Annotated in this window: 9 protein-coding genes; 4 read left to right on the top strand and 5 right to left on the bottom strand. The window is 73.1% G+C overall.

Features of this window, described 5'->3' with window-relative positions; translation table 11 throughout:
• The gene (locus ACLJQM_RS37300) at nt 1–1,161 is read right to left on the bottom strand and encodes a cytochrome P450 (RefSeq protein WP_247024854.1); all 1,161 of its coding nucleotides are present in this window, start codon (nt 1,159–1,161) and stop codon (nt 1–3) included.
• 81 nt (nt 1,162–1,242) lie between these two features.
• On the opposite strand from ACLJQM_RS37300, the gene ACLJQM_RS37295 reads away from it, so the two are divergent.
• Nucleotides 1,243–1,647 carry a hypothetical protein gene (locus tag ACLJQM_RS37295; RefSeq protein ID WP_410635037.1) on the top strand — a complete coding sequence of 135 codons (405 nt, stop codon included), beginning with the start codon at nt 1,243–1,245 and terminating at the stop codon, nt 1,645–1,647.
• Nucleotides 1,648–1,708: 61 nt separating this feature from the next.
• Here ACLJQM_RS37295 and ACLJQM_RS37290 read toward each other — a convergent pair whose 3' ends face one another.
• Nucleotides 1,709–3,583: a Calx-beta domain-containing protein gene (locus ACLJQM_RS37290; RefSeq protein WP_410635036.1), complete on the bottom strand. Its 1,875-nt coding sequence runs from the start codon at nt 3,581–3,583 to the stop codon at nt 1,709–1,711.
• A gap of 674 nt (nt 3,584–4,257) precedes the next feature.
• Between ACLJQM_RS37290 and ACLJQM_RS37285 the strand changes: the two genes are divergently transcribed.
• The 3 genes from ACLJQM_RS37285 to ACLJQM_RS37275 all read left to right on the top strand — a co-directional run bounded on the left by ACLJQM_RS37285 (nt 4,258) and on the right by ACLJQM_RS37275 (nt 10,245).
• Nucleotides 4,258–6,924, top strand: coding sequence for a BTAD domain-containing putative transcriptional regulator (locus ACLJQM_RS37285; protein ID WP_410635034.1), 2,667 nt, complete (start codon nt 4,258–4,260; stop codon nt 6,922–6,924).
• Between the two features lie 401 nt (nt 6,925–7,325).
• Nucleotides 7,326–8,906 carry a class I adenylate-forming enzyme family protein gene (locus ACLJQM_RS37280; RefSeq protein WP_410635033.1) on the top strand — a complete coding sequence of 527 codons (1,581 nt, stop codon included), beginning with the start codon at nt 7,326–7,328 and terminating at the stop codon, nt 8,904–8,906.
• Nucleotides 8,893–10,245, top strand: a complete 1,353-nt coding sequence (locus ACLJQM_RS37275) for an aldehyde dehydrogenase family protein (RefSeq protein ID WP_360782233.1) — start codon at nt 8,893–8,895, stop codon at nt 10,243–10,245. Before ACLJQM_RS37280 ends, ACLJQM_RS37275 begins: the two co-directional genes overlap by 14 nt.
• Nucleotides 10,246–10,313: 68 nt before the next feature.
• Here ACLJQM_RS37275 and ACLJQM_RS37270 read toward each other — a convergent pair whose 3' ends face one another.
• Genes ACLJQM_RS37270 through ACLJQM_RS37260 form a run of 3 tightly spaced genes read right to left on the bottom strand, consistent with a single transcriptional unit; the run spans nt 10,314 to nt 12,338 of the window.
• Nucleotides 10,314–11,099 carry a class I SAM-dependent DNA methyltransferase gene (locus ACLJQM_RS37270; protein ID WP_410635031.1) on the bottom strand — a complete coding sequence of 262 codons (786 nt, stop codon included), beginning with the start codon at nt 11,097–11,099 and terminating at the stop codon, nt 10,314–10,316.
• 5 nt (nt 11,100–11,104) lie between these two features.
• Complete coding sequence (locus ACLJQM_RS37265; protein ID WP_410635030.1) at nt 11,105–12,058, bottom strand: LLM class flavin-dependent oxidoreductase; 954 nt, start codon at nt 12,056–12,058, stop codon at nt 11,105–11,107.
• A complete protein-coding gene (locus ACLJQM_RS37260) occupies nt 12,045–12,338 on the bottom strand; it encodes a phosphopantetheine-binding protein (protein WP_360772812.1) in 294 nt (97 codons plus the stop codon). The genes ACLJQM_RS37265 and ACLJQM_RS37260 overlap by 14 nt, the downstream gene beginning before the upstream one ends.
• Nucleotides 12,339–12,353 lie beyond the last annotated feature (15 nt).

Genomic DNA, 12,353 nt, shown 5'->3' with positions numbered 1-12,353 from the left:
CTACCAGCGCACCGGCAGCTCGTAGAGTCCGAAGAGGACTCCGTCGTGCTTGAACTCGAGCTCGTCGGCCGGCACCGCCAGCCGCAGCCGCGGCACCCGCTCGAACAACGTCGTGAGCGCGACCTCCATCTCCAGCCGGGCCAGGTGCTGCCCGATGCACTGGTGGATGCCGTAGCCGAAGGCGACGTGGTGGCGCGCCGACCGCGCCGGGCAGAACTCACCGGCGTCCTCGAACACGGTCCCGTCGTGCCCCGCCGCCAGCCCGAGCGGCGCGACCCCTTCGCCGCGGCGGATCAGCTGCCCCGAGATCTCGAGGTCCTCGGTGGCGACGCGCAGGCTGACGACGTCGGAGATGGAGAAGAACCGCAGCAGTTCCTCGACGACGCCCTCGTGCCCGATCCACTGCGGGTTCTCCAGGAGCGTCACGACGCCGAGCGACAGCATGTTGGCGGTGGTTTCGTGCCCGGCGACCAGCAGCAGCATGGCCACGCCGAGCAGTTCGGCGTCGTCGAGCACCCCGCCGTCGATGAGCCGGCTGATCAGGTCCTCGCCGGGCTGCGCGCGCTTCGCGGCGATGAGTCCGGTGAGGTAGGTGTTGATCTCGCCGAGCGCGACTTCCCGCTGCCGGGCCGTCGACGCGAGGCTGACGAGCACGCGGGTGCGGGACTCGAAGTGCTCGTGGTCCTCGTAGGGCACGCCGAGCAGCTGGCAGATGACGAGCGAAGGCAGCACGAGGCAGAAGGCGGCGACGAGGTCCGCGGAGTTCCCGGCGGCGAGCATGGCGTCGATCCGCTCGTCGACGACCTGCTGGATGCCGGGCCGCAGCTCCCGCACCTTCCGCACGGTGAATTCGGGGATGAGCAGCTTCCGGTACCGCGTGTGCTCGGGCGCGTCCATGGCGACGAACCACCCGGGAAGCGCTTCCGGTGCTCCGCCGGTGGCGGGGAACCCGGGCTTCGAGGGATCGGAGCTGAGCCGCGGGTCGGTGAGCGCGGCCCGCACGTCCTCGTGCCGCGCGACGAGCCAGACGGGCGTACCGCCGGGCAGGACGGTCCGGCAGAGACCGGGCCGGGCCCGGAGGTCGGCGTAGCCGTCGGGCGGAGTGACCTGACCGGGCGACCGCCGAGGAAAGGCGACGACCCCGGGTTCCGTGCTCACCATGCCCCGGTTCTACCCCGCCGCGACGCCGGAAACCCTGGGCGGCGGGGAAGTCTGGAAGAACCCCTAGAGAAGCCGCTCCGAATGATCGAACCCCTGACGACCGGGACGATGGAAGCACTCGTGGGAAAGCACGGGATCGAGAAATACCACGTCGAGCAGCCGATTCACACCGCCGCCGTTTCCATCGACCAATGCAGTTCCCAACCCGAGCCAGACTATGCTCCCGGCTTCATCAGCGTTTCTTGCGGCGCCATCGCCACCGCCACCTACGCCGACTGGCTCCAGCCGAGCAAGGGAAGCCGCCCACTCGGCAGCGACCCGGCTCAGACGTACGGCTTAGGCGGAACCACGTCCCACGGGTTCGTCTACCAGGAACCCGCAGCCACAGGCAGGGGTCGCTTGATCGAAGTCGGAAGCCTGGGAAACCGTGACGACGACGCGCTCATGCACGCGCTCGGCGGGGCTTACCGCACCACGAACTCCTGACCGCCCGAGCAGGGAGCCGGGGCGGGCGGGGTCTCCGCCCGCCCCGGCTCACTTCACCGGATCACCGGCGGCAGGGGTTGCCCGCCGGGTGCGCGGTGGTTCCGTGCACGTCCGCCTGGGACTCCGCCAGCACGATCTTCGCCAGCGCCGTGTCCAGCGCCACCGCCTGCTGCTTCACCACGCCGCCGGACACCGTCTGGCCGTTCAGCTTCAGCGAGCCGATGACCAGCGGGATGGTCAGCGGGGCCGAACCGACCGTGACCGCGACGCCGTTGATCTTCAGCGAGGCGATGTTCGAGCTGCCGGTCAGGGCCGGGGCGAGGCCGCCCGTCGTCGGCTGGCAGGTCGCCGCCGCCTGGGACTGGATCACGCCCAGCTCGATCGTCAGGCCGACCGTGCTGATCACCGTCTTGTCGATCTTGGCCGTCGCCTGCGCGTGGTCGCCGGCCGCCGGTGCCGCGGACTGGTTGTCCGGGGTCAGGTCGGTCGAGGAGGTCAGCGCGTGGGTCTGCACCTTGATCAGGCCCGCGTTGAGCGTCGCGTCGAGGACGGTCTCGCTGTCGTCGGCGCACGGCAGGTTCTGCGGGTTGGCCACGGCGGCCGTGATGCCGATGACGTTCGCCGCGGTGCCGGTGCAGGAGAAGGCGCCGTCGCGGTCGTCGTCGACGATCGTGCCGACCCCCGTCGGGTCCACCAGCCCGGCGCCGGCCGGGGCGGAGAGGTTCACGGTGAACGTCTCGTCCGGCTCGTCGACGGTGTCCGGGTTGACCAGGACCGTGACCGGCTTGGCCGTCTCACCCGGTGCGAAGGTGACGTCGCCACTGGTGGCGGCGTAGTCCGCCGGCGCGGTGGCGGTGCCGTTCGCGGTGGCGTAGTGGACGCTCACCGGGTCGGGACTCGCCCCGCCGAGCAGGGACACGGTGAACGTGGCCGGCACCGGCGCGCCACCCGAGCCTTCGGCCACGGTGACGTCGTTGATGCTCAACCCGAGCACGCGCACGGTCGTCGTCTCGACGAAGCCGCGGGACACGCCGTCGACCAGGTAGTCGACCGAGCAGTGGTACGTGCCGGGCGCCGCGTTCGCCGCCGCCGCGATCGTCTCGGTGAACGTCGCGACGTCGCCGCTGGCCACCGTGGCGCTCGCCGGGGCGTTGGTGAGCGTCAGCTGCGGGTCGCAGCTGGTGACGTGCGGGGCCACCGTGACCTCGATGGACTTGATGCCGGCCAGGATGGCCTGCGACACCTGGTTCGAGGGCACGTTGTTGAGCAGCACCCCACCGGTGGCGTCGGTGATGGCCGTGGCCTGCCCCTCGGCGTCCAGCGCCCCGACGTTGACGGCGACCACGCGGATGTTCGCCGCCTTGAGCGCGGTGATCGTGTCGGCCAGCGTGTGCCCGCCGCTGGGGTCGTGCGACGGCGCGTCGCCGAACCAGGCGACGATGCGGGTGCCGTCGGGCCGGAAGGTGACGGCGCCGGTGGCCAGTTCGTACAGCGCGTTCAGGTCGGCTTCGGGGAAGTCCCCGCCGCCGGAGGCCGTCCACTGGTTCGTGCCCGCCTGGATCGCGGCGGTGTCCCCGGTGATGCCCTGGTTGACCTTGAACGGCACGGTGTCGCTGAAGTCCTTGTACTCGGCGACGCCGAACTGCGCGGTCGGCTGCGCGGCGAGCACGTCCCCGGTGATGGCGTTGGCGTTGGTCCGGACGTTCGAGATCGCGCTGCCCATGCTGCCGGTGGTGTCGGCCAGCAGGACGAGGTCGGGGTTCGGGGGCACGGCGGAGGTGGTGACGTGCTTGGTGACGGTCGTGCTCTGCCCGGCGGCGAGCGTCAGGTCGACGGTGGCCGGATCCACCCCCGGCGGCGCGGCGGATGCCACCGCCGTCGGGGCCAGCAGCGCACCGACCGCGGTGAGGGCGACGAAAATCGATCTTCGCGACATGGGACATCCCTTTCGAGCACCGGCGGGAAGCCGGATTCGGTGTGGGGTTCGTGTGAAAGACGGCGGGCGCGCGGATTTGTTAGCCGCGGCCGCCGACGTCACCCGGAACGCCCTGCGCCCAGGGCTCAACGGGTTAACGGCCTGCGTACAGGCCTACGCAGGCGATGCCGGGAATGGGCCGAACGATCGGAATCCACCGGGTTTTCCTCACACTTCGGAGCGACGGGAGGCGCGTATTCCGGAACCGTGCGTGGCACCTTTCACCGGGCGCACGACGGTTTCTGCCACTCGACGCCGGAACTACCACCCGGATGTCGTAACGCCGGAAAGGGCCGAACAATCGAATCCGATTTGTCCTTTTCCCACCTGCGGGCCGATCGGGCGACAGAAAAGACCGCCGGGCCTGCCCGGTCAGCGGGACGCGCCGAACCCACTGCGGCGGACGGACTTGCCCGGGATCAGCACAATGGCGGTGTCCGTACCGCCCGCTGCCCGTAAGTGCCCGCGGATGTGCACGGAAGGCCCGCTCAGCCGACCTCGGAGCGGCCGATCACCTAAGATCATCGGCAAAGCCCACACGGTTCCCGATGCCCTGGGGGAATTCGCCTGCGAACCGACTTCCACGATCGATGTGAATTGGTACCGGCCCGGCTGCGACCACCTGGAGCGAATTCATGGAGTTTTCCCTGCTCGGCCCGCTCGAAGTCACTTCGCAGGGACGCCGGGTTCCGCTGGGCGGCGTGAAGCAGCGCCTGACCCTCGCGCTCCTCCTGCTGCGGCACAACTCGCTGATCTCGGTCAACCAGCTCATGGACGCGCTTTGGCCGGACGAAGCTCCGGTCTCCGCGCGCAAGATGCTGCACAACGCCGTCTCGGGCCTCCGGAAACTGCTCGCCTCGGACGACAGCGCGGAACCGCCGCTGCTGCTCACCCGCTCCCCCGGCTACCTGCTGCGCATCCGGCCGCAGGACATCGACCTCGTGCGCTTCAACGAAGTCGCCGTGCAGGGGCACGCGGCGCTCGCCGGCGGGTGCTGGGAGCAGGCGTCCGAGCTGCTGGGCGAGGCGACGGCCATGTGGCGGGGCCCGATCCTGGCCGACCTGACCGACCAGGCCCTCGACTGGCCCGAGATCGGCATCGTCGGCAACGCGCGGCTGATGGCGCTGGAAGACCGGATGGAGGCGGACTTCCACCTCGGGCGGCACCGCGAGGTGCTGACCGAGCTGGAGGTGCTCGTCGAGCAGGAACCGTTGCGGGAACGCCTGTGCGGCCTGCTCATGCGGGTGCTCTACCAGCGCGGCAGGCAGGCCGACGCGCTCGCCGTCTACAGCCGCACCCGCAGCGCGCTCGTGGAGAAGCTGGGCCTGGACCCCAGCCCCGAGCTGCAGCAGCTGGAGCACGCGATCCTCACCCAGGACAGCTCGCTGGGGCAGGTGGCCGAGCCGGTCGTCGCCGGGCAGCGAGCGCCGGAGCCGCCGTCCGGCGGGCCCGGCGCCGAAGTTCCGGAACCGCGGACGGCGGGCACCGAGGGCGCACACGTCCCGCTGGAAGAGCTCAAGCGCATCAGCACGGTGGTGATCGCCGCCGGGCCCGCGCCCGGACTGTCCGCGGGGCCGCAGGACCTCGCCGCCATCCGCGGCTACCTCGACGACGTCGTCCGCGCCGAAGCCCGGTCGCGCCGGACCCGCGTGATCGGGCCGGACGGGACCGGCGACGGTGACTGCGCCGCGCTGCTCGGTCCCGCGCACCGCGTCTGGCGCGACGTCACGGGAGCGCCGTCGGCCCCGGTGTGGCTGGTCACCGCCGGGCACGGGGCGGTGGGCGAAGCCGAACCGTGGCAGGCACTGCAGCTGGCGCACGCGCTCAACGGCAGGCTGACGGCCGAGCCGCGGTGCCGCACCGCCGACGGGCAGCAGCTGCCGTTCGAGGTGCGCGTCGTCGTCGCCACCGGCCCGGCCGTGGTGCGCCACGGCGACCCGGCGCGGTCCTGGCCACGGCCGTCCGACGACCTCGTCGAGCTCTGCCTGCGCCTGCTGGAGGACGACGCCGCGGGCCCGGTGCGGGTCTGCCCGACCACGGCCGAGGCGGTGCGGCTGCTGAACCGGCCGGACGACCTCCCGTTCGTCGGCCGCGAGCGCGAGCTCGCCGCCCTCGACGCCGCGCTGGAAGGCGCCCGCACGCTGCGGCAGCCGCACCTGCTGACCCTGTTCGGCGAGGCCGGTTCCGGCCGCACCCGCCTGCTGGAGGAATGGCGCCGCCGCGGCCCGGGCGACGCCGGGACCCGCACCACGGTGCTGGTCGGCCGCACGCCGTCGGCGATCAGCGTGGGCAGCCGCGTCACGGCGCTGGCCGAGCTGGTCCGCGCGGCGGCGGGCATCGGCGCGGCCGACGCTATGCCGTTCGCGCTGGCGCGGCTGGGCGACGTCGTGAACGGCGTCGTCGACGAACGCCGGGCGCCGTGGATCCTCTCCCACCTGAGTGTGCTGCTGGAGGCCGACCACGGCGACCGCGCCTGGACCGCGGACACGTTCGACGCGTGGACCCAGTTCTTCGAGGCGCTGGCCGCGCGGACGCCGGTGGCGCTGGTGGTGGAGAACCTGCAGTGGAGCGACGACGTCGTCCTCGACTTCCTCGACCACCTCCTCGAACGGTCGGGCGGCGTGCCGCTGCTCGTGGTCGCGAGCGCCCGCCCGGACCTGCTGACCCGCCGCCGGTCGTGGGGCGGGGGCAAGCTGCACAGCACGTCGGTCTGCCTGCACCCGCTCGCCGACGACGAAGCCGCGCGCCTGATGTGGGAGGCGTACAAGGCCACGCGCATCCCGGCCGGCCACGCGGTCCCGGACGAGCACCCGGAGTCCCTCGTCCCGCTCGCGGGCGCCCTCGGCGGCAACCCGCTGTTCGCGATCGAGTACGGCCGGCGGCTGTCCGGCGCGGATCCGGCGAGTCTCCCGGACCCGATCCCGTACTCGGTGCGTTCCCGGCTGGAGGTCGCCCTCGACCTGCTGCCCACGGAGGCGCGGGCGGTGCTCTACGACGTGGCGGTGTGCGGCGACGACGTCACCGAGACGGTGGTGGCCACGCTGGCGGCCGAGGACGGTTACCACGCCAGCGGACGGTGGCTGCGCCTGCTGGTGAACCGCGGAATGCTGCGCTGCGTCCGGCGGCCGGGTGATCTGGCTTGGACGCGTTACGCGTTCACGAACACCCGGCTGCGGGAGGTCGCGCTGTCGCGGGTGCCGGCGCCGGTGCGGGCGCGGAAGGAGCAGCTGATCGACGCGGCCCGCACACCGCGGGCGAGCGTGGAGAGCACGGCGGTGGCGGCCCGGTCTCCGGTCGGCTGAGCCCCGGGGGCCGGCAGCTCCCGCACGCCGGTGGCCGGGCCGCCGGAGCACCGCGCGCGGAGCACACCGCGATCACCAGGTCGGCCGAGCCCAGGCTCGGCTTCCGAGGCTCCCGCCCCTGCCCTGGGGCGGGCAAGCCCGGCCGCAACGGAGCACCGCGCACGAGCGGAAGAGCACGGCGGTCCCCGACCGCGCCTCGGTCGGCTGAGCCCGGGCCCGGCTCGGGCAGACGCGGCCCGCGCGCGTCGGCCGCTGTGCACCGGCCAGGCGACACCGCAAACCGCGCGATTACTCCGCCGTTTCCGGGCCGGTTTCCGGATTACCGCCCTCCGGGGCCGCCCGGCCTAGGCTCGTTCGGCAAGGCGGAACGGACGGTGCGCCGGAGGAAAGGGTTACGTTCGATGACGGTTGCGGATCACGTACTCGCGCGCCGCTACGGCGATGCCGGGCCGGCGGTGCCCTCCTCGCCGTGGCGCACCCCGCTGGACGCGCTCGACTGGTTCGCCGTGAGCCAGGGGGACGCGCCCTTCGTCACCGCCGTCGCGCCCGATGGCAGCGCGACCACCCTCGACTACCGCACGGCCGCCATCGCGAGCCGGGCGCTCGCGGGGTGGCTGTGCGCCGAGTTCGGGACCGCGCGGCCCGCCGTGCTCGGCTTCGCGCCGGCGAACGACATTCCGTCGGTTCTCACCGTGCTGGCCGTGCTCCGGGCCGGGTTCGGGCTGCTGATGCTCGGGCCGTCGGACCCGCCCGAGCGGCGCGCCCGGCAGCTCGAAGCGGCCGGTGCGCTCGCCACCGTCCACCTGCCCGGCACCGATGCCCCGGACTCGCGGCTCCTCCCGCACTGGACCGAGCTGCCGGAGCCCACCGCGGCCCTTCCCGCGATCGACCCCGCGGCCGACGCGCTCTACTTCGCGACGTCCGGTTCCACGGCCGCGTCCAAGCTCGTCGCCCAGACGCACCTCAACGCGGTGGCCAACGCCGAAGCCGTGCGCCGCCACCACGGGCTCGTCCGGGGTGACCGGGTGCTCGCCTGCCTGCCCATCCACCACGTCAACGGCCTGCACTTCACCGTGCTCGGCACGATGGCGGCCGGCGCGCACACGGTGCTGTGCGACTCCTTCTCCCCGCTCGCCTACCCCGGCACCCTGCGGACCTACCGCCCGCGCATCGCGAGCGTCGTGCCCGGCATCCTCGAAGCGCTCGTCGAGACGTGGCGCCGTCCCGAACTTCCCGACGGCTTCGGCTACTTCGTCTCCGCCGCGGCGCCGCTGACCAGCCGCACCGCGCGGTCGGTCGCCGAGCGCCTCGGGGCTCGCGTGCTGCAGGGCTACGGCCTTTCCGAGACCACCAACTTCTCCTGCACGATGCCGCCCGGCCTGTCCGACGACACCTACCGGCGGCTGATGCTCGACGCCGAAATCCCCTCCGTCGGGGTCGCGGTCTACGGCAACGAGGTCGCCGTGCTGGACCCGGCCGGTGCGCCGCTGCCCCCGGGCGAGGTGGGCGAGGTCTGCATGCGCGGCTTCAACGTCATGTCGCGGTACGTGCGCAACGCCGACGCGACGCGCGAAGCGTTCCGCGACGGCTGGTTCCACTCCCAGGACCTCGGCTACCGGGTCGAGCGGGACGGGCGCGGCTTCTTCGTCCTCACCGGACGGCTCAAGAACATCGCCAAGGTCGCCGGGGAGACCGTCTCCCTCGACGAGATGGACCGCGTGCTGCGTGCCCTGCCCCAGGTCCGGGACGCCGCGTGCGTCACGGTGCCGGACCGCTTCGCCGGGGAGAAGATCATCGCCGCCGTCGTGCTGTCCGGGGGCGAGACCGACGTCGCGACGCTGACCGAGCCGCTGCGGGCCACCTTCGCCGAGGGGGTGCTGCCGTCACGGGTGATCACGCTGGCGGAGATCCCCCGCACCGCGACCGGGAAGGTGCTGCGCCCGCAGCTGAGGGACGACCTGAGCGCGCGTGTTCGGGACTGAGCACCGGACGCCGGGAGACGAACCGGCCGTCACCGGCGGGCCCGCGACCCTGCTGCTCGACCCGCGCACCGGGCAGGTGCGCGGGATGGCGCCGATCGGCGACGAGTACGCCGTGTCCGCCGCGGTCGCGGCCGCGCGGGACGCGGCGAAGACGTGGTCGCGGCTGAGCGGCCCGGATCGCGCGGAGCGGCTGGACGCGCTCGCCGGCCACCTCGAAGACCGCGCCGACCGGTACGTGGAGCTGGAGTGCGCGGGCACCGGCAAGCCGGACGCCGACGCGCGGCTCGAGGTGGCGGCCGGCGTGCGGCACCTGCGTTCCTGCGCCGCCGTGGCCGGTGCGCCGTTGCCGGGCAGCTCCGCTCCGCTCGGCGTCGTCGGGGTGCTCGTGCACTGGGCGTTTCCGCTGCTCTCGGCGCTGCACCAGGCCGGGCCCGCGCTGGTCGCGGGCAACGCCGTGGTGGTGAAACCGGCCGAGAGCACGCCCGACTCGGTGCAGTTCCTGGCCGAAAGCGCCGTTCCGGTGCTGGGCGCCGACGTGCTGGGCGTGGTCACCGGCGACCGCCGGACCGGGCGCAGCCTGGTGGCCGGCCAGGTGGACGCGCTGTCCTTCGCCGGGAACACCGGGGGCGCGATCGACGTCGCCCACCGCGCCGGGCTGCGGCCGGCGCACCTGCGGTGGGGCGGCAACAGCGCCGCGGTCGTGCTGCCCGGCGCACCCGGGTCGACGTTCCGGGCCTTGGCCAGGGCGCGCACGCACAACGCCGGGCAGAACTTCGCGCCGGCGCGCGTGATCACGTTGCGGCAGAACTACGAGCAGGTGGTGCACGGCCTCGCCGACGCCGTCGCCGAGTGCCGCGCGGGCGTGGATTTCGGGCCGCTGAACAACCTCGACCAGCTCAGCCTGTTCGACACCGCGGTGGCCACCAGCGACGCCGGGTTCTGCTTCGAGGCCGAAACCCGCCTGGGGCCGGAGGAACAGCACGGCTTCTGGCGGGGTGCGCGCGTGCTGGCCGATCTCGCGCCGGACGCCCCGGCCGTGCTGCAGGAGGTGCCCGGGCCGTTGCTGACGGTCCAGGCCGCGCCCGATCCCGAGGCGGCGGCGCGGCTGGCCGGGTCCGCCGCGGCGGCCGCCCACGCCGCGAGCGTGTGGGGACCGCCGGAGGAGGCCTTCGAGGTGGCGCACCTGCTGCGCGCCAAGGAGATTTCGGTCAACTGGGTGCCGGGCGCCGCGGGCGCGCTCGGCGGCGGCGGGTTCCCGTGCCGCCCGGAGCACCTCGCGGCGGCGGTCGAGGACTACCGGGTCAAGCGGACGATCTGGCCGCTGCCGCCCACCGGATAACGCCGGCCCCGAGCGCCCCAATGTGGCGTTGGGTGCGTCCAGCGCACCCAACGCCACATTGGGGTGCGTCAGGGTTTGCGGGCCCGGTAGATCGCGCGGCACGGGACCGCCGTCCGGGAGCAGGAGCCCGAGTCGCACTTGAGGTCCTCGCCGCCGAAGTCGTGCGGCAGGGGCTCGAAGCCCGCCGCGCGCAGCGCGCCCGTGACGTCCTCGGCGTCGTAGTACCAGCTCGTCAGCGTCTGGTCCACGCGCTGCACCCGGTCCCCCGCGCCGAACACCCCCGACACGCGCAGCATGCCCGTGCGGGTGTCGGTGTCCCAGACCCCGCGCTTGACCACCACCGCCTCGTCGGTGTCGGTGAGCGTGACGTTGTTCCAGTGCAGGAAGTGCGTCTGCTCGTAGAGGTCGAAGACGAACTCGCCGCCCGGGGCGAGCGCCGCGTGCGCCGCGGAGAAGCACGCCTGCAAGTCCTCTGTGGACGGCAGGTGGTTGAGCGCGCCGTCCATGCTGACGCACGCGGACACCGGTGCCGGCAGCCGGAACGCGCGGGCGTCGGACTGCACCACCGAGAACCGGCCGGCTTCGATCGCCCCGGCGTGGCGGGCGCGGGCCAGGTCCAGCATCGACTTTGACCCGTCGACGCCGTGCAGCGTCCAGCCCGCCTCAAGGAAGCAGGCCGCGGTGACGCCGGTGCCGCAGCAGATGTCCACGGCGGTGCGGTCGGTGCCCGGCACGGTCGCCAGGTGGGCGACCAGCTTCGGCGAGAACCGGTTGACCCAGCCGGTGTAGCTGTTGTCGAAGAAGGAGGCGAACCCCTCCGAATAGTAGTTGCCCATCGTGGCTTCCTTTCTCACCGGCGTCACCGGGACGCGCGGAGCTGGGGGACGACCTGGTCGGCGAAGAGCGTGACGCAGCGCCAGTCCACCGGCGGCCGGACGCCGAGCACGAAGTCGGTGACCCCGAGTCCGACGTAGGGCCGCAACGCTTCGGCGCACTGCTCCGGCGTGCCGAAGACCAGGTATTCCGGCCACACCGGGGAATCGGGCGGGTAACGCCGCCGCAGCCGCTCGAGTTCACCGGGCAGGTCCGCGGGGTCCTCGACGAGCAGGGCGCGGAAGGTCATCGACCGCCGGACGCTCGCCGGGTCGCGGCCGGCTTCCTCGCACCGGCGGTCCAGGCGCGCGCTGCGCTCGCGGTACTCGGCCGGGTCGGCGAGCAGGCTGTTCCAGACGTCCCCGTGCCGCGCCACGGTGCGCAGCACCGGCTCGCTCACGCCGCCGACCACCAGGGGCAGCCGCGGCTGGACCGGGACGGGCCGCAGGTGGGCTTCGGTGAGCCGGAAGTGCTTGCCCACGAACGTCACCGGTTCGCCCGACCACAGTCCTCTGAGGACTTCCGCGGTCTCTTCGAGCATCCCGAGCCGGTCCGCGCGGGGCGGCTGCGGCAGGCCGTACTGCCCGTGCGCCAGATCGGCACCGCCGACGCCGATACCCAGTTCCACGCGGCCGTCGCTGACGTGGTCGATGGTGGCGGCGAGCGCGGCCAGCACGGCCGGGTGCCGCCACGCGACCGGGGCGACCATCAGCGCGCAGCGGACCCGGCTGGTGCTCGCGGCGAGTGCGGACAACAGGGTCGTGCCCTCGAAGCACGGCCCGGCCGGCCCGCCCATCGGCGGGCGCAGGTGGTCGAACACCGAGCACCAGTCGTACCCGAGCTCTTCGGCGCGCTGCCACAGTTCCCTTATCTCACCGTAGCTTTCGTACTGCTGTCCGGAATGGACACCGAACCGCAGCCGCGGTTCAGACGCGGTCACGAGCCGGTCCCGCCGCCGCGGCCACCGGTTCGATCGCGGCGGCCAGCGTGCGGACGCTGCGGAAGGTGTCGGGGGTGATCAGTTCCGGGGGCAGCTCCGTACCCAGGCCGGCCTCGATGGCGACCAGTGTCGCGACGGTGCGCAACGAGGTCAGCCCGGCCTCACCCAGCGGGGAGTCCGGGCCCAGGTCCGCCGCGGTGGCGGGCAGCTGGCGCAGGACGAGCTCGCGCAGGGCCGCGACCAGTGCGTCACCGGTCCGCCCCGCCAGTGCGTTTCCCATGGTCCTCTGTGTCCT

This window comes from Amycolatopsis sp. cmx-4-83 (assembly GCF_046548815.1).
Taxonomy (GTDB): Bacteria; Actinomycetota; Actinomycetes; order Mycobacteriales; family Pseudonocardiaceae; genus Amycolatopsis; species Amycolatopsis pretoriensis_A.
The sequence above is the reverse complement of the archived record's forward strand: the minus strand, read 5'-3'. Positions and strand labels throughout refer to the sequence as shown.

Bases quoted from the DNA above. Each gene is read 5' to 3' on its own strand.
- ACLJQM_RS37285 (WP_410635034.1), top strand. From the start codon at position 4,258: ATGGAGTTTTCCCTGCTCGGCCCGCTCGAAGTCACTTCGCAGGGACGC.
- ACLJQM_RS37290 (WP_410635036.1), bottom strand. From the start codon at position 3,583: ATGTCGCGAAGATCGATTTTCGTCGCCCTCACCGCGGTCGGTGCGCTG.
- ACLJQM_RS37280 (WP_410635033.1), top strand. From the start codon at position 7,326: ATGACGGTTGCGGATCACGTACTCGCGCGCCGCTACGGCGATGCCGGG.
- ACLJQM_RS37260 (WP_360772812.1), bottom strand. From the start codon at position 12,338: ATGGGAAACGCACTGGCGGGGCGGACCGGTGACGCACTGGTCGCGGCC.
- ACLJQM_RS37300 (WP_247024854.1), bottom strand. From the start codon at position 1,161: ATGGTGAGCACGGAACCCGGGGTCGTCGCCTTTCCTCGGCGGTCGCCC.
- ACLJQM_RS37295 (WP_410635037.1), top strand. From the start codon at position 1,243: ATGATCGAACCCCTGACGACCGGGACGATGGAAGCACTCGTGGGAAAG.